Below are 19,730 nucleotides of genomic sequence, written 5' to 3'. Positions count from 1 at the left end.
TGTTTTTGCTTGTATCACTTTAATTTCTCCAAAACCTGTTTAGCTGCCTGTTGTTCCGCTTTCCTACGAGAACTGCCACGACCGGATACCTTTTCAGATAGACCTTCTACCGTACAGCTAACCACAAAAATTTGGTCATGATCTTTACCTAGTACTTCGGTTACTTCGTATTCCGGCAAGGGCAACTTCCGGCCTTGGAGAAACTCCTGAAGCTGTGTTTTATTGTCTTTGGGATGAGCACTTGGATCTAAATCATTAAAACGAGAGCTGAACCAATTCAAAATTAATCGTTTGCAGCAATCTAATCCTGACTCCAAATAAATTGCACCAATGATTGCTTCGACTGCATCGGCTAGTATTGAACTGCGGCGATAACCACCACTTTTTAGCTCTCCAGAACCAAGCAGCAAAATATCTCCTAGCTCAAACTCTCTACCCACTTCAGCTAAAGTTTCACCTTTCACTAAGGTCGCTCTCATTCTGGTGAGTTTGCCCTCCGGTTGAAGAGGGAAACGTTTGAATAGTTCTTCGGCCACGACTAGACCTAATACGGCATCACCTAGGTATTCCAAACGTTCGTTGTGGACATTCTTGTAACTACGATGAGTTAACGCCAAGGTTAGGTTATCAGCATCTAAAAATTGGTAGCCGATACGATCATAGAGTTTTTGATATGAAGGGTTTAGCGACATTTATTCAATGCCACCCACACGCTCAAAACGCACACCGGTAGGAATCCATGTTGGTAAAAAGTCCTCTGGGGCACGTTCAAATTCAAAACTAATCCAAATGGCGACCGCTTTACCAACTAAATGGTCATCTGAAACGAATCCCCAAAAGCGGCCATCTTCGCTGTTGTCGCGGTTATCACCCATAACAAAATAATTTCCTTCAGGGACAACCCACTCACCTATTTTGGTGCCACGTTGCTCATAATATCGACTGATATCATCAAGCCTTCTCGGAAAGATTAAGATCTCATGATTAACATCACCTAGTTGCTCACTTAGCTTATTAATCTGATAACCTTGATAGTTGTACTGCCCTAAAAAGTCTCTTTCCACTTTGTACTCAGGCAAACAATTTTCACCTGTAGGACATGCAGGTTTGATATAAAGATCTTTTGAGGAATAACTGATGGTATCACCAGGTAATCCCACTACTCGCTTAATGTAATCCAATTTAGGGTTTTCTGGATATTTGAAAACAACCACATCACCGCGTTCAGGTTCCCCAGTTTCAATAAATTTAGTACGTGTAACAGGGTCTTTCAATCCGTAGGAAAACTTTTCCACTAAAATGAAATCCCCGACTAATAATGTTGGCATCATTGAACCAGAAGGGATCTGGAAAGGTTCATACAAGAATGAGCGTAAAATGAGTACGAAGGCAATTACCGGAAAAATTTGCTGAGCGGTATCTACGATATAAGGAATCGGTAGCTCAGCGCCTTCAGGCAATGGATTACCGTCATTCGCTGCAACCACTTTTTGCCGACGTTTTGGTGCAAACACCTTTGCATCTATCAACCAAATTAAGCCTGATGCAACTGTTAAAAAAACTAGAAAGAGTGAAAAGTAATTTGCCATTTATTTTCCTACCTTGAGTACGGCTAAAAATGCATCCTGCGGTAACTCTACATTACCCACTTGCTTCATACGTTTTTTACCTTCTTTTTGCTTCTGTAAAAGCTTTTTCTTACGACTCACATCACCACCGTAACACTTGGCTATAACGTTTTTACGAAGTTGTTTTATTGTGCTGCGGGCAATCACGTGATTACCTATGGCCGCTTGAATCGCGATATCAAACATTTGTCTGGGGATCAGCTCTTGTAATTTTTCAACTAAATCACGACCTCGACCTTGAGCATTATCTTTATGGGTAATGACCGCTAAAGCGTCAACTCGCTCACCATTAATTAAAATATCTAAACGTACCATATCGGCAGCGCTAAACTTAACAAAGTTATAATCTAGCGATGCAAATCCACGGCTGGTTGATTTCAAACGGTCGAAGAAGTCCATAACGACTTCGGCCATGGGCAATTCGTAAATAACCGCAACCTGTTTGCCGTGGTACGTCATATTGGTTTGCACGCCACGCTTTTCGATACATAGGGTAATAACGTTGCCCAAATAATCTTGCGGCACCAAAATATGCGCTTCAACAATCGGTTCGCGAATTTGTGCAATGTCGTTAAGAGGTGGCAATTTAGAAGGATTATCTACCTTGAGTAACTCGCCTTTGGTGGTTTCAACTTCATACACCACCGTTGGCGCTGTGGTAATCAAGTCTAGATCGTATTCTCTTTCTAAACGTTCTTGAATGATCTCCATGTGCAGCATACCCAAGAATCCAATACGGAATCCAAAGCCCAGTGCAGATGAACTTTCAGGTTCATAAAACAATGACGCATCATTTAAGGTCAGTTTCGCCAAAGCATCGCGAAAATCTTCGTATTCATCTGAGCTAACTGGGAACAAACCAGCATATACTTGTGGTTTAATTTTTTGGAAACCAGGTAGTGCCTTCTCAGCAGGATTTTTAGCTAAGGTAATTGTATCGCCAACAGGTGCACCTTGAATATCTTTAATACCCGCAATGATGTAACCCACTTCACCGGTTTTAAGCTCGCCTGTCTTGGTTTGTTTAGGGGTGAATATACCCACATTGTCAACTTGATGTACCGCACCATTTGACATGATTTGTATTTTGTCTTTAGCGGTTAGCTTGCCTTCCATTACCCGCACTAAAGACACAACACCTTGATAGTTATCGAACCAAGAATCGACAATAAGCGCTTTTAGTGGTGCGTCAGGGTCACCTTCAGGAGGAGGAACTTGACGAACAATCACCTCCAGAACATCTTCAATCCCAACCCCAGTTTTGGCAGAGCAGCGCACTGCATCGATAGCATCAATTCCTACGATATCTTCTATTTCTTCGGCAACGCGATCAGGCTCAGCTTGAGGAAGATCAATTTTATTTAGAATAGGAACCACTTCCATATCTAAATCGATGGCGGTATAACAGTTTGCTAATGTCTGCGCTTCAACACCTTGCCCCGCATCTACAACTAATAGCGCGCCTTCACATGCTGCTAATGAACGAGATACTTCATAGGTAAAATCAACATGTCCTGGCGTATCGATGAAATTTAACTGGTAAGTTTCACCATCTTTAGCAGTGTAATTTAAGGTCACACTTTGGGCTTTTATCGTAATACCCCGTTCCCGCTCAATGTCCATAGAATCCAAGACTTGCTCAGACATCTCACGTTGGGTCAAACCGCCACAATGCTGAATAAGTCGATCCGAAAGGGTCGATTTACCATGGTCAATATGGGCTATTATGGAAAAGTTACGAATGTGCTTATGTTGCATAGTTTAAGACTGTTACCTACAGCTAGCGTTCCTACCTCTTAGTAAATGAGTAGGAACTAGTAAAAAAATATTTGGCGGGGATTTTACAGTGTTCTGGTGCACATTGCGATAATGTTCTGACGAATACCCGAACAATTGATTTTAATGCATAGCGATAAAGGGATTTTTAGTAAAGTATATAGGTCAAGAATGATTCGACGCTAACATCTTTTGCACTGCACATCGGTTTAATTAAGCCGCTCTTTTTTAACCCATTGGATCACTTTGGGTTAGTGATTGTTGGGGTGTCTTGAGCCGGTAAAATAGCCAATAATTTAGGTTGGAACCTATTCGTATTTGGCTGATTTGCATATTGTTTAAGATATTTAAAAGTGATAAATGTGGTAATAAAAGCAGCTCCTACAACCCAAAGCTCATGCTTTAAGTCAATTAATGGCAACAAATATTGAGCGCCAATTGCGGTAGCAATCATCACCACTAGAGGCAATAAATAAATTAATGCAGAAGCGGTCAAAAGTTGATTTTCCGCCACCCCAAGTTTTACTCTTTGCCCTACCTTCGCCGCTTGATGGCACCTGAGGATGAGTTGTTCTTTCTTCGGTGTAAAAACTTTGGCAACAACACCAGTACCGCAGTTATCTTGAGCCTGACAACCGCCACATGTTGACTTTACTTCAGTTTCAACCCAAATATGATCTTTATCTACTGCAGTAATAACGCCAATTTCTTCAATCACTTTATTGCACCTGTGTTACCGAAGTAGCAATAGAATTAGCTGTACTGGCTGGAATTTTGCCAATCACCGTAACCAAAACAGCTCCCTGTTTTCTTGAATAATAAATATCTGAACCAAAGCGTGCAACGATATCACTTTCCGCTGAAGAAGCCGTTGCTTGTTGCATATAAACTGAAATATCAACTAAGCCATCACTTAACATTAAATATTCTAGCAAACCTGAATTATCAGGAAGCTGACGAACAGTATGTTTTATTTGTTGCATACCAACGGGAATAAACTCAACTTGCCAATGTTGCTCTGTAGCTTCGACTGGCGCCAGCTCGATTACAGCAGGCATAGTTGCTGTTTCTAATTTGGCGAAATAAGGATCTGGTTGTTCAGTAACGCTTAACGCTGTAACTTGAATTTGTTCAACTTTTTGACCATTCAAATCAACCACGTTGATTTTTAACGGTAAACCCGTTTGTTGATCTAACCACAGATTATAGCCAAAACGGCTTTTATCTTTGCTTATCATACGAATTTGTTGCGCTGCTTTACCGGAAATTCGACTTTTTCCGATGATCACAAAGTCATAAGAACTTAATAAAGATTTCGGATCTGTTAACAGCACATTCGGCATAGGTCCAATGATATACCCTGAAGCTAAGCTATAAGGTGTGCGGTGAGACTCGAAATAACTGACCTTTTCACCAACCCGAACAACTTCGCGGCCCGGCCCATTCAACTGATCTAACTGCTCCATCTCAATGCCATCTTGGTTAACACCATGACGCCACAGATAAGGTTGCGGATCCGCACCAGGTTTAGACAAAACATAAGAAGCAGTGTAATTAAGATTTGCTTTAGCATCTGCCATTTTATCTAGCCACATTAAAACGTTTGGATCTTGAATTAATCCAACTTGTGCACTAGCCAGTTTGACACAACTAAAAAATAGAAAAGCAGCCCAAAGATAGTTGGGCTGCAGAAAGTATTTATTCAGGAAGTTTCTCACGTTCTTGGTTTACTTCTGGTTGATTAGCTTCAGTTTTAACTTCATCTACCAAAGCACTTTCGTCTTGCAGATAACGTTGGCTATCTTTGAGCAAGACTTGCTCCATGTGGTCGTTGATAAACGCGTTAATACGACGTTGGTGGTCACGAACACTTACCGCTGGTGTAACCTGCGTTTGTTCCAAGCTTACCGGAGATAATCCCCCTTGTATGCCAGGGTATGACGCTGGTGCAGGATTAAAAATCTGTTGATCTTCTTGATTAAGCTGCTGCACACCGACAACCACTGCAACGGCAACAGAAGCTGCTATTGCTAATTGCCCGCCGGAACGAACTAGTGGGACCACATTGCTGATAACCGGTAAATCACGCCAAGTACGTTTAGGCGCTAAAATAGCAGGTTCAGACTCCAACGCAGCGGCAATAGATGCGCTTATGTCAAAATCCGCGCTTATTGGCATTTCTTTACGCATAGATTGACGAATAATGTGATAACGCTGCCATTTGGCACCCATTTCATCATCATTGAGGATATTCGAGACAAAGTTATCATCTTGACTCTCACCGTCAATAAATGCCGACAAATTTTCATGCTTATGCGTCATAAAAGGTTCCTGAATTAACGCTTCATTCTTCAACATTTTTTTACAAATGTCATTTATTTATCTTTCTAAGAGCGGGTTTAAGACTTTATCTATCGCCTCTCGCGCTCTAAAAATTCTTGATCGAACTGTTCCAACTGGGCAGTCCATCACATTGGCTATGTCTTCATAGCTCAACCCTTCCAACTCACGTAATGTTATAGCCATGCGTAAATCTTCGGGCAATTTATCCAGTGTATCAAATAACACTTTTTCAAGTTCTTCTGACATCAGACTGCGTTCAGGGGAGTTTTGTTCCTTTAACGCATCACTTCCGTCGTAATAATCTGCTTCTTCTGCATCCACATCACTGGCAGGGGGTTTTCTTCCCTGCGAAACTAAATAATTCTTTGCACTGTTAACCGCAATTCTGTAAAGCCAAGTGTAAAATGCACTTTCGCCCCGAAAGTTAGGTAAAGCTCTATAAGCTTTAATAAACGCTTCTTGGGTCACATCAGCTACATCACCTGAATTTTTGACATAACGTGAAACCAAATGCGCGACTTTGTGTTGGTACTTAGTGACCAACAAACCAAACGCATTTTTATCTCCGCGCTGCACTTTTTCAACAATCTGTTGATCCGTTATCTGCTCGCTCATTCGAGCCATCACTCCTTATACAAATACTACCACGGCTCCTGCAAGCACAAATATAGACTGTGCGTTTTGCGAAAAGTTCGATTTAAATTAAATTATTACAAACTTTCTATTCAAAGGCTTATTTTCACAAGCTGTCAATTCTGATAGGGTCTGCAAATTAATTCCAATTGGCTATTGTACTATATGAGCTCTACTGTTGAACATCGTTGTGACGTTTTGATTATTGGAAGTGGCGCGGCAGGCCTTTCTTTAGCATTAAAGTTAGCTGACAAATATAATGTAATAGTACTAAGTAAAAGTACATTATCAGAGGGTTCTACTCGGTATGCACAAGGCGGTATAGCCGCTGTATTTGATGAACAAGACTCTATCGAATCCCATGTAAAAGATACCCTTGAAGCGGGGGCTGGGCTGTGTGAAGAGGACGCTGTTCGTTTTACCGCTAAGCAAGCTAAACAGTGTATGCAGTGGTTAATTAATTACGGTGTTCCCTTCGATCAGGAAAAAGATGAACAAGGAAACGCCCGTTATCATTTAACCAGAGAAGGCGGACATAGCCACCGTCGAATTTTACATGCAGCCGATGCAACAGGCTTCGCAGTGCAAACTTCATTGCAAGAAGCCGTTATGCAGCATCCCAACATTCATCTGTTTGAACGTTACAATGCTATCGATTTAGTCCGTCATGAAGGCGCTCCCAATCAATGTTTGGGCGCATATGTATGGAACCGTAAAAAAGAACATGTTGAATTTATCCGCAGTCGTTTTACGGCGCTAGCAACAGGCGGTGCCAGTAAGGTCTACCAATATACATCGAATCCTGATGTTTCCAGCGGTGACGGTATCGCAATGGCTTGGCGTGCAGGTTGTTCTGTGGCAAATATGGAATTCAATCAATTTCATCCAACCTGTTTGTTCCACCCTGAAGCCAAAAACTTCCTCATTACCGAAGCGCTAAGAGGAGAAGGTGCATTTTTATGTCATGCAGATGGCAGCAAATTTATGCATAAATTTGATCCCAGAGGCGATTTAGCACCTCGAGATATTGTCGCACGGGCGATAGATTTCGAAATGAAACGCCTAGGAAAGGACTGCATGTATTTAGACATCAGTCATAAATCCGCAGATTTCATTGTGAAACATTTTCCCAATATTTATCGAAAGTGTCGTTCTTTAGGTATAGACATTACGCGCCACCCTATTCCTGTCGTACCAGCAGCCCATTATAGTTGTGGTGGTGTAAAAACCGATTTTAATGCAAAGACAGATTTAGATAACTTATATGCCATAGGTGAAGTCGCCTACACGGGTTTGCATGGTGCGAACCGCATGGCCAGTAATTCGCTACTGGAATGCGTTGTCTTTGCGCATGCCGCCGCCAATGATATTTTATCCAAAGCAGATATGCCGGTTTTCGAACAATCGATTCCAGCTTGGGATGAAAGTCAAGTGGGCAACTCAGATGAGGAAGTAGTGATTCAACATAACTGGCATGAGCTGCGTCTATTTATGTGGGATTACGTTGGTATAGTGCGCACCAATAAACGATTAGAACGAGCGCTTCGTAGAATAGAATTGTTGCAACAAGAAATTCATGATTATTATGCTAACTTCCGAGTGAGCAATAATTTACTGGAGTTGCGAAACCTAGTCACAGTGGCAGAACTCATCGTTCGCTGTGCCATGAGTCGCAAAGAAAGTCGCGGACTGCATTATAACCTTGATTACCCAGATACGTTGGAAAAGGCCGAAGTAACCGTTCTTGCAGGCCGAAGCAGCACACCATCTCGACGACTGGACTCTTAACCGGTCGTACTATTGATTAATAATAGGAAGGTTACCGGCCTATTATTAATCTCTCTGCATTTTCGCTAAAACGTCATTTGTCCTTGCAAATAACACACCTTAGCGTCATCACTGGTCAGCGAGAATTGAGTAACAGCAGTGTCGTCGTCTGATTTCCACAAAGATACATCAGATGGCAAAAACAATGGCTTTATAAAGTTAACTGCAACGCTGAACTCATCGCCAATATGTTCTTGAAACTCTGAAATACTCCTCGCCTTGCTCCACATTCCGTGAGCAATGGCCGACTTAAAACCAAATAATTTGGCGCTGGTTTGACTCAAGTGTATTGGATTAAAATCGCCAGAAACTTTACCATACTTGCGGCCAACAGCAGAATCACAATGCCATTGATTAACAAGTAATGAGCCGCTTTGTAGCTGGTAAGGTCGAGAATGGGATTTTCCACTGAAGGATTTTTTATCAACCGCTAATAGCTCACTCTCTGAGTGCCATATTAGTTGCTGTTGCTGATAAAATTTAGATTCTATTTTGAAGCTAATGCCTTTTATATGTCGTTCAAAGCTAACTATGTTACTTTCAAGTTCCACATCCATTGAAAGATCTAGCGCAGTAAGAACGTCGATCTTATTGCTTAAGTGGACAATGCCCAAAAGCGCAAAAGGAAATCGGTCATCAAGCATTAACTGCATATGTTGTTTGAAGGCATACAAATGTAAAAAGCAAGGATGTAATGGGGTTGATTGCGTCTCTTGCCACTGCACGACTTTGTGGTAAGCCTGTATTTTCGATTCATCTACCCTACCGAGCTTCTGACGAACGCCCAGTTCTACATTCGGTAAAAGTGCAGAATCGAACACCAAGGGTTGGCTTCTTTTTAGCCCCGCTTTTAGGAAATCCAACATATTTAATTAATCACTCTTCAAACACATTAACTGTCCAATGATTGTTGCTGGCAGCGCAGAACAATGCGACATAGTCGTCTGAAATCATGCTCAGAAACTTGGTCTTTGGCTAACCACATAAACATTGGCGGTTTATTAAGTATACTTTTTTGAAAGTGCAAGCAGATAAAAGCACCGCAAATTTTACTTTTTTGGCTGATTCGATAGCATCCTGAGGAAGCGCCTTGCAACCAATTCACTTCGCCAACAGAACTCAGACTCATGACGCTTATCGAAGCTTCGCCTTGGGTTTTGAATATCCAGCGAATGCCGAATAACAATGTAACAAGCGTTGCGATAGTTTGTAGCATGATTTGCGCAGGAATCACCGAGGCTTTCCAGAACCAAAAGGTTAACATCAAAAAGCTTATCCAACTGATTTGCAGGCAAATCATTAGACGGCTCTTTGCAATGCTAATTCTATACTTTGACACGACTCAAGATATGTTCAACCATTTGCGCAAGTTCGGGATCTTCGCACTCTTGATGCCCCATGAACCATGCAAATAAATCAGGATCATCACTGGTCAATAAACGTTCAAACACCAATTGTTGAGATTCATCTAAATCGTCAAAGGCTTCCTCAACAAACGGCATAAAAAGGACGTCAAGTTCAAGCATGCCTCGTCGACATGCCCACTTCAATCTAGACACTCTTTTTTTATCAAACATCCTGGCTCCAGGTAATAACATTAAACAAAATGGGATAGCTATTTTACTCAACTGAGTCTTGCATAATTAGCTTACGGCAATTGTATTCTGATTATCGTAAAAAATCTCAGACAAATTAACGATAGACTTGCATCTGAGTCGCAAAACCCCATTATAGTGGACAAGATAGATAGATTAACAAGGTATTAGCAAATATGCAGTCTAGTTTTTCAACACCTGATAGTTTTTGTGGTGAACTAAGTAACTTGGGAATAATTTCCGTTGAAGGTGAAGAGGCAGTGAGTTATCTGCAAGGAAAAGTCACTAACGACATGGAATCGTTAACTGAAGATCAGAGCCAACTTGGTTGTCACTGTGATTTCAAAGGTAAAACGTGGAATATTTTTCATGCCCTAAAAACGACTAATGGAGTCGATTTACTGTGTCACCGCGAAAGTATCCCAGCGTCCTTGGCAGAACTCAAAAAATACGGCGTATTTTCAAAGGTAGAGTTTAGCGACTCATCGAACCAATGGCATTATTTCGGTTTATCAGGTGCCCAGTCAGAACAGGCAATCGAAGCCCACTTTGGGGTGATCCCTGACAAACATTTGCAAGTTGTGTCCACACAACAAGGCAAAGTGATTCGATTTGATACGCCACACACTAGATATTTGGTTCTAGCGCACGATAAACTCGCGCAACAATTGACGAAAGAACTGACCACGTCAGAAATGGCAGAAAAGTATTGGGAAGCGGCAGATATACTCAGTGGTTTAGCAAATATTCAGGCTGCCACATCTGAACAATTCGTACCTCAAATGATGAATTTGCAAGCTCTCCAGGCAATTAGTTTTGACAAAGGCTGTTACATGGGCCAAGAAGTCGTTGCGCGAACAAAGTATTTGGGAAAAAACAAACGAGCAGCTTTTATCCTGAAGTCCGAGAATACCACTTCAGTACTTGCAGGCGACATTTTAGAGGCTAAAATGGGTGATAACTGGCGACGAAGTGGTACAGTATTACGCAGTGCTTCATTAGAACATGGAACTTGTGTCTTAGCTATTTTGCCAAATGATACAACTGCAGAGCAAATATTCAGGGCTAAAGACACCCCTGAGCAATTATTTACATTACAGCCTTTGCCCTACAATCTTGATTAAATTATCGGGTTTTACCGATCTAACAATATAGAGAATAACGTTATATGCTAATTTCAGAAAACGCCATTGTTACAATGCACTTTACCGTAAAAACCCAAGATGGTACCCAAATTGATTCATCGCGAGACGGAGAACCAATGGTTTATATGCAAGGTAGCCAATATCTTATCAAAGGGTTAGAAGACGCGTTAGAAGGCCGTCAACCAGGCGATAAATTTGCTCTAGATGTTGCCCCAGAGCTAGCATATGGCGAGCGTCATGACGAGCTAGTACAATTAGTACCTAAAACCATGTTTGACGGCATGGAAGTAGAAGTGGGTATGACCTTTAGGGCAACGACTGACGATGGAGAACAGTCTGTGATGGTGATTGATGAGACCGATGACGAAGTTGTTATTGATGGTAATCACCCTCTTGCTGGCGTTTCCCTCAATTTCGATGTGGAAATTTTAGAAGTAAGAGAAGCAACAGATGACGAAATTGCCCATGGACATCCGCATACCGAAGGTGGCTGTGGACATCACCACTAGTCATTTTCTGCGAAGTTAAATTAAGTGAAAATCAACTTAGTGGTTGGTTTTCCTTATCATCTTATTTAAACCGCCTCTTCATTTTCTTCGCCGGTGCGGATGCGAATCGCTCGTTCGATGCTAGACACAAAAATTTTACCATCTCCAATTTTTCCCGTTCGAGCCTTGTCCATGATGACTTCTATGGCGCGTTCAACCAATTCATCAGGTACTATCATTTCTATTTTATGCTTGGGCAAAAAACCAATGTGATATTCAGCCCCTCGATACAGTTCAGAATGCCCTTTTTGCCTACCAAACCCTTTAACTTCGGTCACTGTCATACCTGAAATCCCAATTCCAGAAAGTGCCTCTCGCACGTCTTCCATTTTAAAAGGTTTAATAATTGCTTCGATTTTTTTCATCAAATGTCCTTAGGATTCTGCAATAAGCAAACATGCTTGAAGGCAGGTGTATTGACAAGATTGCCAACACACCTAAATTTACATTTAATTTACATCAGGTTAATAAAATATGCTAACGGCATTTATGCAGGTCGAAATAAAACACTACCGTTTTTGAAAAACCAGTGCGGTTAAAGCTACACCGAGGAAACTAACATCTGGTGATTAATCATAAATAGTGGGAATAGGTACCCTTTTATGCTGGGTCTTAGTAAATATTTCTATTAGTTTTAGCTCCACATCTTCTGAAACCTCTTTGCCTTCTAAGAAGTCGTCAATTTGATCGTAAGTCATGCCTAAAGCCTGCTCATCTGCTTTTTGCGGTGCTAAGGTTTCAAGATCTGCAGTGGGTGCCTTATGTACAATCTTATCGGGTGCGCCTAGAAACGCAGCGATTTGTCTAACTTGGCGTTTGTTTAAACCAAATAGAGGAACTAAATCACAGGCTCCATCACCATACTTGGTGTAAAAACCAGTAATGTTTTCTGCAGAATGATCAGTGCCAAGCACTAGACCATCCATCATCCCAGCTATCTCATACTGCACGATCATGCGTGAACGCGCTTTAACATTTCCTTTTACAAAATCTTGTTTATGAGGATTATCAGGAAGCAGCCCAGCTTTGGCTAACGAACCACAGGTTTGTTCGTGAAGCGCATCTGCACCAGGTTGAATATTCACACTGACAGCATGGCTTGGCTGAATAAAATCAATACTAATTTGCGCATCTTCTTCGTCGGCTTGAACACTGTATGGGAGGCGCACTGCGACAAACTGATATCCACCATTAGATTGTTTATTCAATCCATCAACAGCTAATTGAGCTAAACGCCCTAACGTACAAGAATCAATCCCTCCACTAATCCCCAACACTAACGTTTTCATTCCAGAAAGCGTGAGTTGGTTCTGAATAAATGCGACTCGCTTCTCAATTTCTTTTTGAGGATCTATTTCAGGAAGTACATGCATTTCTTCTAAAATGGCTTTTTTGTGCATCTCAGTTCTCGTTTTTAAGGTTATTAGGCTGGATATGACGTTCAATTAGCGAACGCTTAAACATAATGAGGCTATAGATTTTGAATCTAATTTTTAATGCCTTTTTACAAATTAATTTTCTCAGATACTTTGATGTGTAATTGTATACCTAAAATAAGTTTAAATAAGTTATTGTATTCTCCAATAACTAAATTTTTTAATTCAGTAAATAAGCAAATAACATTTGGAGTATCTTTGAAAAGCGCAAACATCTCGTTGATGTCCAATACTTTACAAAAAGGCGTCACGCTTGTCGAATTAATGATAGGTTTGGCCATCGTTGCCATTGTTTTAACTATTGCCGTTCCTGCCGCCCAAGGCATCATTATCAAAAGCCGTATAGTATCAGAAGTCAATGAAATCAGCGGTGTTATTCAATTTGCGCGAGCTAACGCTGTGGATGAACAGCTTGCCACTATTATATGCCCCACCTCTGACTTTTCAACCTGTTCAAATAATTGGAATCAGGTAAAAATGGTGTTTGGTGATGAAGATGGCAATGGCTCAAGAGGTGATGACGAAGATATCTTGGTGGCGACTTCGCTGATATCAAACAACAATTATGTAACCGGCCCTGCTCAAGCGATTCTATTCAATCCTAATGGATCCGCGAACGCCTTAGCAACTATTCTTATTTGTCACAATAGTAAGGAGGCTACCTATGCCAGACAGCTTACAGTTACTCCTCAAGGCAGAGTGAAAATGAGTCAAGATGCAGATAAAAATGGCGTGCATGAAAGCATTAGCGGCGGAGCATTAAGTTGTAGCTAATGATAGTTAGCCAACATAATTAAAACTCAACTCACTATTCGATTTTGCTGATGGCTTTCAGTTTATTTTCAAATTGCTCTAAATGTTCGGCTTTCTCATAATCAAAGTGATATTGGTTATGAAAACCGAAACGCAAACTGACCAATGCGTCCTCCAGATAAACCGTGTAACCATCATGGTCAGTGTAGGCTTTGACCCCTTGAAAAAGGTAGCCATCTTTTACAGCTTCGCCTTTGTCACGAATTTTTTCGAACACATTTAAAATAAAACGGCTGTCTAATTCATTTTTCACATAAGCCTCCACAATCTGCTAGCACGAGTAAATCAGCGTTAAGTCGCAACAACACTATGTTAAATTGAGTTAAGGTTATCTGAAATTGTAACGTAAGCCGATGTAAGCCCCGTTTTGTTCAAAACCTTGTTCTCCACGGATATGTTCAACTTCGGTACGAAGTAACAGATTAACCCCGAGATAGAAATCGAAGCCAATTCCAATCTGTCCGGCCGCTACGCCCTCATCAAATTCACATAAGTTGTAACTTTCGCCTGTACCAATAGTAAATGGGGTTGCCGTACCAAATTCACAACCCTCCCCTTCGGTAAGGGTTTGGCCTTCAATATCAACGTTCAATATTCCTAACCGATAAAACAGTTCACCATAATTGCTACTGGCTTTTCCTAAAACTGAAATCCCTAAAGCATCAGCGTTAAGCCCAAAGTCAGCTGCATTTACGCCTTCAACTGTCGTGGGTAATTGTTCAATCATTGATTGTTTGGAAAGCTGATGATAGCCAAATTCTGCATACCATTTTTCAGCGAATTGGTAGCCCACCGCTAATTTATAACTAGTAGTGTTAGCGCTAGTTGATGCTAAGTTGGCTTTGGCGTAGCCCAGAGTCGTTACACCATACATATTGTCTGTAGCAACAGCATGACCGCTCATAATTAATGAAGTGGCAATAAAAAGACAACGAGAGTGTTTCACACATAATCCTTCAAATTGAGCTAAAAACACAGCAATGTTGTATGTCTATATTTAGCTGGAGTGGGAAAAAATCTAAACTAATTTTAAACCTCATATTAACCCAATTTTTCGAGGATGTGCTTTTTTTTCTCAAGCAAAATTAAAATCAATCAGAGTTTTAAAGCGACAAATAAATAAAGTAAAATTGGTATTTACTTACTGTATATTCTTATTCGGCAGATGTTTAACTGCTGCAAATATTAAGTGAAACTAAACCATCATTTGTAATTTCACTCAAGTAATTAAACTAAATCTTGATTGGTAAATTAACAGCGCATTTGCGCTTACACCGCAAGCATAGTTTAATTGGATGTTAATTGACTGGTCCATTCTATTGAAAATACACATAAATCCAATAAAAGGCTTGGTTATTATTGTTTGTATTTATTTATCGGGCTGTGCTTCAAATAAAGATTCTCAGTTGCACATTCGACATGTATTTGACAAACAAATAACCCCTTCGAGTGCAGGATTCGAATTTGTTATGACTTGGTTCTTGCCGCCAGCGGAGCTTTTTGGCAGCCAACAAAATAGCGTGTTTGCGAATATGGGTTTGCGATCGCGGAATTCACAAGTACCGCGACTTTCCCTAGATAACGAAACGCGACTAAGATTAGAAGACATTGCAATCCAGCGATTGGAAAACGAACTTGAATCTAATCGAATGTGCCCACATGGATATAAAATTGACCAAATTAAATGGCTCGAACGCTCTATTGGGTTTATTGGTAAGTGCCAATAACTCAATATCAAATCAATAGCTGTTACAGAGGAAACAAATATGGAAACCATTAAGACACGCGCTGCCGTAGCTTGGGAAGCTGGAAAACCACTTAGTATCGAAGAAGTCGATCTAATGCCGCCTCAAAAAGGTGAAGTGTTAGTCAAGATAGTGGCAACGGGCGTTTGTCATACCGATGCGTATACGCTATCTGGAGATGACCCTGAAGGGCTTTTCCCAGCGATTTTAGGCCACGAAGGGGCAGGAATTGTTGAAGCTGTAGGTGAAGGTGTGACTTTAGTCGAAGTGGGTGACCACGTGATTCCTTTGTATACGGCGGAGTGTGGAAAATGCAAATATTGTTTATCGGGTAAAACCAACTTATGCCAGGCTATTCGAGCCACTCAAGGCCAAGGTTTAATGCCTGATGGCAGCACCCGTTTTTCTAAAAATGGAAAGCCTATTTACCACTATATGGGCACATCCACTTTTGCCGAACATACTGTTGTACCAGAAATAGCCCTTGCGAAAATTCCCAAGGAAGCTCCTTTGGAAAAAGTGTGTTTGTTGGGATGCGGGGTCACCACAGGAATGGGCGCAGTTAGCAATGCAGCCAAAGTCCAAGAAGGCGACACTGTTGCAGTATTTGGCTTAGGCGGAATTGGCTTGTCAGTGCTAATAGGTGCCAGAATGGCCAAAGCAGGTCGCATTATCGCCATTGATATTAATGAAGACAAATTTGAAATCGCTAAACAACTGGGCGCGACCGATGTCATTAACCCAAAAGATTACGACAAGCCGATTCAAGAAGTGATTGTGGATATGACTGAAGGTGGTGTTGACTATTCATTTGAATGTATTGGTAATGTGAAGGTTATGCGCTCCGCACTGGAATGCTGCCATAAAGGTTGGGGAGAGTCAGTGATTATTGGTGTCGCTGGTGCTGGCCAAGAAATTTCCACCCGCCCTTTCCAACTTGTGACTGGCCGAGTTTGGCGTGGAACGGCCTTTGGCGGTGTGAAAGGTCGCAGCCAATTACCCGATTATGTGCAACGGTATATGGATGGTGAATTCGAACTCGATACTTTCATCACCCATACAATGGGTTTGGAAGACATTAATAAAGCCTTCGACTTAATGCACGAAGGTAAGTCTATTAGATCGGTGGTACATTTCTAATGTCAGTTTTGGAACTAACCTCTTCAATTAAATCATTCGGTGGTCAACAGCAGCGTTTTAAGCATCAATCGAGCGTGCTGGATTGCGAAATGAACTTGAGTGTTTATGTGCCCCCACAAGCTGAACAAAACAAGCCCTTACCGGTAATTTATTGGTTAAGTGGTCTTACCTGTACCGACGAGAACTTCGTAACTAAAGCTGGTGCGGCGCGAGTAGCGGCTGAACTGGGGTTGATTATTGTATCTCCCGATACTAGCCCTAGAGGCGATGAGGTTGCCGATGATGAAGGCTATGATTTAGGTAAAGGGGCTGGTTTTTATTTAAACGCTACCCAGGCACCGTGGAATGCTCATTATCATATGTATGATTACATTGTGGATGAGTTGCCCAAATTAATTAATCAAACCTTTAATTGCATGCCAAAAGTAGCATTAGCAGGACACTCTATGGGTGGCCACGGTGCGCTCACTTTGGGTCTATCTAACATGCAAAAATACACCTCTATTTCTGCATTTGCGCCAATTGTAAATCCATTGAATTGCCCTTGGGGTGAAAAAGCGTTCCGCGCTTATTTAGGGGATGATATTAGTGCATGGGAACAGTACGACGCGTGTACATTGCTGCAGCAACAAGGTCAATTTTTGCAGCTGCCAATATTAATTGATCAGGGTTTAGATGATAACTTTTATGAGAGTCAGAAATTAACCAAGCCGTTTGACGAACTAGCTAAAAAAATGCACTACCCAGCCACGGTCAATTACCATCCAGGTTATGACCACAGCTACTTTTTCATCGCTAGTTTTATTGAAGATCATCTGCGTTTCCATCACAAATTTTTGACCGCAGTAGAGTAGCGAAAACGAATTATGTTGAACATCTACACACGCACTTAATAAATCAAAAAGCCCCTGTTTAACAGGGGCTTTTTATTCTCACTTATGCCCATACTATGACGGGTCAATGGCACTTAATGTTGATGGTGCTGATCAGGTAAAGACTCTAAGTAGGTCACCAAATGATCGATTTCTTTAGGCTTCAAAAATCCGCCCCAAGGTGGCATTAATGGACTTTTTCCTACCGCAGCGCCGCCTTCCACAATTATCGATTTTATAGCTGTAGTATCCGTATTGTGGTGATATAAAGGCGAAGTAAAATCGGGCATTGGAACACCTAACAAGGCTGCATCAGGCCCTTTACCATCGCCTTTGACACCGTGACAGCGAGCACAGTTAACCGCAAACAATCCGGCGGTCGCATTTTGATCATATCCTTCTGGCGTATTATCAACTTCTTCTCTAAAAACGTTGGCTTGATCTGCGTGAACCAGTTGCAATACTTCACCACTTGGCTCGGATGCGGCTCCTAATGTTGTAACTAAAATTTCTCCGCCACTTAGCTGCACCACCGAGCTTATTCCGCGTTGCGCATATTGATTTGCCCTAGCAATCAATTCAACACTTTCTACTTGCGGTTTATCTGAATCCATCACAAATACTTTCGCCGAATAATTATCCGCAAAAACATATTTGTCTTTCAATTTTGGGTACATATCAGAACGATTTACAATTCCGCCAATAACGGCTCTGTCATAAGCATTGTGCTCGTATGTATAAACTGGGCCTTGTTGTGGGATATCGAGGGTTTCCCAAGCTTTAACACCACTTTCACTGCGCCCTTCAATTACCGGGAATTGATAATGTTTACCGGCTTCAATTTTGTTTACTTCTTCCCAAATAGTTGAACCTACATCACCTAGCCAAAGGTCATTTGTCAGCGGGTCGAACTTGAACCGAAACGGATTACGTAGGCCTAACGCATAATATTCGTTACGTATGTTGTCATTATCCCAAAACGGATTATCTTTAGGAATATAGTAATTCTGAACTGTCCCATATTGCATAGGTGCATCAATTGGATTGCTCTTTTCAGGATCCATGTCAACATCAATACGTAAAATACCAGAGCGCAGCACTTCAGAGGATGTGGTCGCTTCGGGCGGATGTACACCTTCACCTAAACCAATATACAGAAATCCATCTGCGCCAAATTCCATAGAGCCACCATTGTGGAAGCCTGAATCGTTGCGAATCAAATCGAATAAAATAGTTTCCGAAGCAGTATTCACCACGGCATCTTGCGACGTGATTTCGAAACGAGAAATACGATTATGTTGTATATTATCTTCCCGAGTGTCGGTGTAATAAAGATAAATGAATGGTTTAGGCGCAGTTGAATCGGCAAATTTTGGGTGAAAATCAAAGCCAATCGCACCATTTTCCATTTCTACTTCACCCATGAATTCTGAAACATCAACAACTATCTGCGCGTCATCTCCATCGGCATTGGCTATTTTTTTGATTTTTCCGCCTCTTTCTAACACGTAAACAGTACCGTCATTTTCCGGACCTTCACGTACCAACACAGGTTGTGCAAATTTGAGCTTAGGTAAGTAATTTTTGAATCCCCAATCAGATGTCTCCACTGGGTTAAACCAAATACGGACTTGAGTAATAGCATTTGCAATATCGCGATCGGATGTAAACGCTTTGCCCATTCCCAGTGGAACGAGGAAGTAAATCAATGCCAATATACCAGTTACGCTAAAAACACGCCTAAATGTGGCCGCAATACCACTTCCTAAGCTGCCTAAAATTGAACCACTAAACAACAAGCTCTGCATCACTACGAATGCCAGTAGATAAAACAGCGTTGCGAACAAGCCAATAGCTGCGATTAACTGCGGATCATAATTGATTGTTGTCGCGAGGAACAAATACAGCGACGCTGTTGTGTAAGCATATAAAAACCAGATGTACTCATTTGCGAAACGTTTAGCGCTTGAAAAAGCACTACTACCATTACGCCAAAATGCTAGACCAATTTGGATTGCATAGGTAATCACAAAAATCTTTACAATTTGCAGCATATCAGCGTGACTCACGTATACATCGGGGAGATGTAATATGCTATCTGGAATAATCTCAAAAGTTTTGGTAAAGCTAAAACTTAGAGATACTGTGAGAGCAATTAAAATAAGCTGTATAAGTGTGCTTAAAATAAAATATTGACGACTAGTGTTTGACACATTCAATCCTATAAAA

22 protein-coding genes are annotated in these 19,730 nt (G+C 41.3%); 7 read left to right on the top strand and 15 right to left on the bottom strand.

Translation table 11 applies throughout. From position 1 onward, the window contains the following. Positions 1 to 14: 14 nt before the first annotated feature. From rnc to rpoE, 7 genes are all read right to left on the bottom strand, one after another. Complete coding sequence (gene rnc, locus KO530_RS09285) at positions 15 to 692, bottom strand: ribonuclease III (protein WP_216048140.1); 678 nt, start codon at positions 690 to 692, stop codon at positions 15 to 17. Further along, positions 693 to 1,589, bottom strand: a complete 897-nt coding sequence (lepB, locus tag KO530_RS09280; RefSeq protein WP_216048139.1) for a signal peptidase I — start codon at positions 1,587 to 1,589, stop codon at positions 693 to 695. It lies immediately after the preceding gene. Further along, a complete protein-coding gene (lepA, locus tag KO530_RS09275) occupies positions 1,590 to 3,386 on the bottom strand; it encodes a translation elongation factor 4 (RefSeq protein ID WP_216048138.1) in 1,797 nt (598 codons plus the stop codon). A gap of 259 nt (positions 3,387 to 3,645) precedes the next feature. Then, positions 3,646 to 4,122 (bottom strand): SoxR reducing system RseC family protein, encoded by a 477-nt coding sequence (locus KO530_RS09270; RefSeq protein WP_216048137.1) that lies wholly within the window; start codon positions 4,120 to 4,122, stop codon positions 3,646 to 3,648. A 1-nt stretch (position 4,123) separates the two neighbouring features. Continuing rightward, the gene (locus KO530_RS09265) at positions 4,124 to 4,999 is read right to left on the bottom strand and encodes a MucB/RseB C-terminal domain-containing protein (protein ID WP_216048567.1); all 876 of its coding nucleotides are present in this window, start codon (positions 4,997 to 4,999) and stop codon (positions 4,124 to 4,126) included. A gap of 103 nt (positions 5,000 to 5,102) precedes the next feature. Beyond that, positions 5,103 to 5,726, bottom strand: coding sequence for a sigma-E factor negative regulatory protein (locus KO530_RS09260; protein WP_216048136.1), 624 nt, complete (start codon positions 5,724 to 5,726; stop codon positions 5,103 to 5,105). Positions 5,727 to 5,783: 57 nt separating this feature from the next. Then, positions 5,784 to 6,362, bottom strand: coding sequence for an RNA polymerase sigma factor RpoE (gene rpoE / locus KO530_RS09255; protein WP_216048135.1), 579 nt, complete (start codon positions 6,360 to 6,362; stop codon positions 5,784 to 5,786). 183 nt (positions 6,363 to 6,545) lie between these two features. On the opposite strand from rpoE, the gene nadB reads away from it, so the two are divergent. After that, positions 6,546 to 8,168 carry an L-aspartate oxidase gene (nadB, locus tag KO530_RS09250; RefSeq protein ID WP_216048134.1) on the top strand — a complete coding sequence of 541 codons (1,623 nt, stop codon included), beginning with the start codon at positions 6,546 to 6,548 and terminating at the stop codon, positions 8,166 to 8,168. A 65-nt stretch (positions 8,169 to 8,233) separates the two neighbouring features. Here the strand turns inward: nadB and KO530_RS09245 are convergent, their stop codons facing one another. From KO530_RS09245 to KO530_RS09235, 3 genes are read right to left on the bottom strand one after another with little or no spacing between them, the layout of a single operon-like run. Then, entirely contained in the window at positions 8,234 to 9,073 is an 840-nt protein-coding gene (locus tag KO530_RS09245) for a MaoC/PaaZ C-terminal domain-containing protein (RefSeq protein ID WP_216048133.1), read from the bottom strand. Between the two features lie 26 nt (positions 9,074 to 9,099). After that, positions 9,100 to 9,507: a protein YgfX gene (locus KO530_RS09240; protein WP_216048132.1), complete on the bottom strand. Its 408-nt coding sequence runs from the start codon at positions 9,505 to 9,507 to the stop codon at positions 9,100 to 9,102. Positions 9,508 to 9,532: 25 nt separating this feature from the next. Then, the gene (locus KO530_RS09235) at positions 9,533 to 9,784 is read right to left on the bottom strand and encodes a succinate dehydrogenase assembly factor 2 (RefSeq protein ID WP_216048131.1); all 252 of its coding nucleotides are present in this window, start codon (positions 9,782 to 9,784) and stop codon (positions 9,533 to 9,535) included. A gap of 194 nt (positions 9,785 to 9,978) precedes the next feature. Between KO530_RS09235 and ygfZ the strand changes: the two genes are divergently transcribed. Next, entirely contained in the window at positions 9,979 to 10,926 is a 948-nt protein-coding gene (gene ygfZ, locus KO530_RS09230) for a tRNA-modifying protein YgfZ (protein WP_216048130.1), read from the top strand. A 44-nt stretch (positions 10,927 to 10,970) separates the two neighbouring features. Continuing rightward, on the top strand, positions 10,971 to 11,456 hold the full coding sequence (locus tag KO530_RS09225) for an FKBP-type peptidyl-prolyl cis-trans isomerase (RefSeq protein ID WP_216048129.1): 486 nt from the start codon (positions 10,971 to 10,973) through the stop codon (positions 11,454 to 11,456). A 65-nt stretch (positions 11,457 to 11,521) separates the two neighbouring features. Here the strand turns inward: KO530_RS09225 and KO530_RS09220 are convergent, their stop codons facing one another. Together KO530_RS09220 and nadE are read right to left on the bottom strand one after the other, a co-directional pair. Next, the gene (locus tag KO530_RS09220) at positions 11,522 to 11,860 is read right to left on the bottom strand and encodes a P-II family nitrogen regulator (RefSeq protein WP_216048128.1); all 339 of its coding nucleotides are present in this window, start codon (positions 11,858 to 11,860) and stop codon (positions 11,522 to 11,524) included. Positions 11,861 to 12,064: 204 nt separating this feature from the next. Continuing rightward, positions 12,065 to 12,895 (bottom strand): ammonia-dependent NAD(+) synthetase, encoded by an 831-nt coding sequence (gene nadE, locus KO530_RS09215; RefSeq protein ID WP_216048127.1) that lies wholly within the window; start codon positions 12,893 to 12,895, stop codon positions 12,065 to 12,067. Between the two features lie 234 nt (positions 12,896 to 13,129). On the opposite strand from nadE, the gene KO530_RS09210 reads away from it, so the two are divergent. Further along, positions 13,130 to 13,705 carry a GspH/FimT family pseudopilin gene (locus KO530_RS09210; RefSeq protein WP_252729072.1) on the top strand — a complete coding sequence of 192 codons (576 nt, stop codon included), beginning with the start codon at positions 13,130 to 13,132 and terminating at the stop codon, positions 13,703 to 13,705. Positions 13,706 to 13,739: 34 nt separating this feature from the next. Here the strand turns inward: KO530_RS09210 and KO530_RS09205 are convergent, their stop codons facing one another. Together KO530_RS09205 and KO530_RS09200 are read right to left on the bottom strand one after the other, a co-directional pair. Beyond that, a complete protein-coding gene (locus tag KO530_RS09205) occupies positions 13,740 to 13,997 on the bottom strand; it encodes a DUF3081 domain-containing protein (RefSeq protein ID WP_216048126.1) in 258 nt (85 codons plus the stop codon). Positions 13,998 to 14,072: 75 nt separating this feature from the next. Then, on the bottom strand, positions 14,073 to 14,690 hold the full coding sequence (locus KO530_RS09200) for a translocation/assembly module TamB (RefSeq protein ID WP_216048125.1): 618 nt from the start codon (positions 14,688 to 14,690) through the stop codon (positions 14,073 to 14,075). Between the two features lie 373 nt (positions 14,691 to 15,063). Between KO530_RS09200 and KO530_RS09195 the strand changes: the two genes are divergently transcribed. From KO530_RS09195 to fghA, 3 genes are read left to right on the top strand one after another with little or no spacing between them, the layout of a single operon-like run. Next, the gene (locus KO530_RS09195) at positions 15,064 to 15,471 is read left to right on the top strand and encodes a hypothetical protein (protein ID WP_216048124.1); all 408 of its coding nucleotides are present in this window, start codon (positions 15,064 to 15,066) and stop codon (positions 15,469 to 15,471) included. A 39-nt stretch (positions 15,472 to 15,510) separates the two neighbouring features. Further along, a complete protein-coding gene (locus tag KO530_RS09190) occupies positions 15,511 to 16,629 on the top strand; it encodes an S-(hydroxymethyl)glutathione dehydrogenase/class III alcohol dehydrogenase (RefSeq protein WP_252729070.1) in 1,119 nt (372 codons plus the stop codon). Continuing rightward, positions 16,629 to 17,483, top strand: coding sequence for an S-formylglutathione hydrolase (gene fghA / locus KO530_RS09185; protein ID WP_216048123.1), 855 nt, complete (start codon positions 16,629 to 16,631; stop codon positions 17,481 to 17,483). Before KO530_RS09190 ends, fghA begins: the two co-directional genes overlap by 1 nt. A 113-nt stretch (positions 17,484 to 17,596) precedes the next feature. On the opposite strand, the gene KO530_RS09180 is transcribed toward fghA, so the two are convergent. Then, positions 17,597 to 19,714, bottom strand: a complete 2,118-nt coding sequence (locus KO530_RS09180) for a PQQ-dependent sugar dehydrogenase (protein WP_216048122.1) — start codon at positions 19,712 to 19,714, stop codon at positions 17,597 to 17,599. Between the last annotated feature and the right edge of the window lie 16 nt (positions 19,715 to 19,730).

This window comes from Aliiglaciecola lipolytica (assembly GCF_018860635.1).
In the GTDB taxonomy this organism is placed as follows: domain Bacteria; phylum Pseudomonadota; class Gammaproteobacteria; order Enterobacterales; family Alteromonadaceae; genus Aliiglaciecola; species Aliiglaciecola lipolytica_A.
This window is presented reverse-complemented; position numbering and strand designations above follow the sequence as displayed.

Coding starts and splice junctions, on each gene's coding strand:
- rnc (WP_216048140.1), bottom strand. CDS start 692: ATGTCGCTAAACCCTTCATATCAAAAACTCTATGATCGTATCGGCTAC.
- lepB (WP_216048139.1), bottom strand. CDS start 1,589: ATGGCAAATTACTTTTCACTCTTTCTAGTTTTTTTAACAGTTGCATCA.
- lepA (WP_216048138.1), bottom strand. CDS start 3,386: ATGCAACATAAGCACATTCGTAACTTTTCCATAATAGCCCATATTGAC.
- KO530_RS09265 (WP_216048567.1), bottom strand. CDS start 4,999: ATGTGGCTAGATAAAATGGCAGATGCTAAAGCAAATCTTAATTACACT.
- KO530_RS09260 (WP_216048136.1), bottom strand. CDS start 5,726: ATGACGCATAAGCATGAAAATTTGTCGGCATTTATTGACGGTGAGAGT.
- rpoE (WP_216048135.1), bottom strand. CDS start 6,362: ATGAGCGAGCAGATAACGGATCAACAGATTGTTGAAAAAGTGCAGCGC.
- nadB (WP_216048134.1), top strand. CDS start 6,546: ATGAGCTCTACTGTTGAACATCGTTGTGACGTTTTGATTATTGGAAGT.
- KO530_RS09245 (WP_216048133.1), bottom strand. CDS start 9,073: ATGTTGGATTTCCTAAAAGCGGGGCTAAAAAGAAGCCAACCCTTGGTG.
- KO530_RS09240 (WP_216048132.1), bottom strand. CDS start 9,507: ATGATTTGCCTGCAAATCAGTTGGATAAGCTTTTTGATGTTAACCTTT.
- KO530_RS09235 (WP_216048131.1), bottom strand. CDS start 9,784: ATGTTTGATAAAAAAAGAGTGTCTAGATTGAAGTGGGCATGTCGACGA.
- ygfZ (WP_216048130.1), top strand. CDS start 9,979: ATGCAGTCTAGTTTTTCAACACCTGATAGTTTTTGTGGTGAACTAAGT.
- KO530_RS09225 (WP_216048129.1), top strand. CDS start 10,971: ATGCTAATTTCAGAAAACGCCATTGTTACAATGCACTTTACCGTAAAA.
- KO530_RS09220 (WP_216048128.1), bottom strand. CDS start 11,860: ATGAAAAAAATCGAAGCAATTATTAAACCTTTTAAAATGGAAGACGTG.
- nadE (WP_216048127.1), bottom strand. CDS start 12,895: ATGCACAAAAAAGCCATTTTAGAAGAAATGCATGTACTTCCTGAAATA.
- KO530_RS09190 (WP_252729070.1), top strand. CDS start 15,511: ATGGAAACCATTAAGACACGCGCTGCCGTAGCTTGGGAAGCTGGAAAA.
- fghA (WP_216048123.1), top strand. CDS start 16,629: ATGTCAGTTTTGGAACTAACCTCTTCAATTAAATCATTCGGTGGTCAA.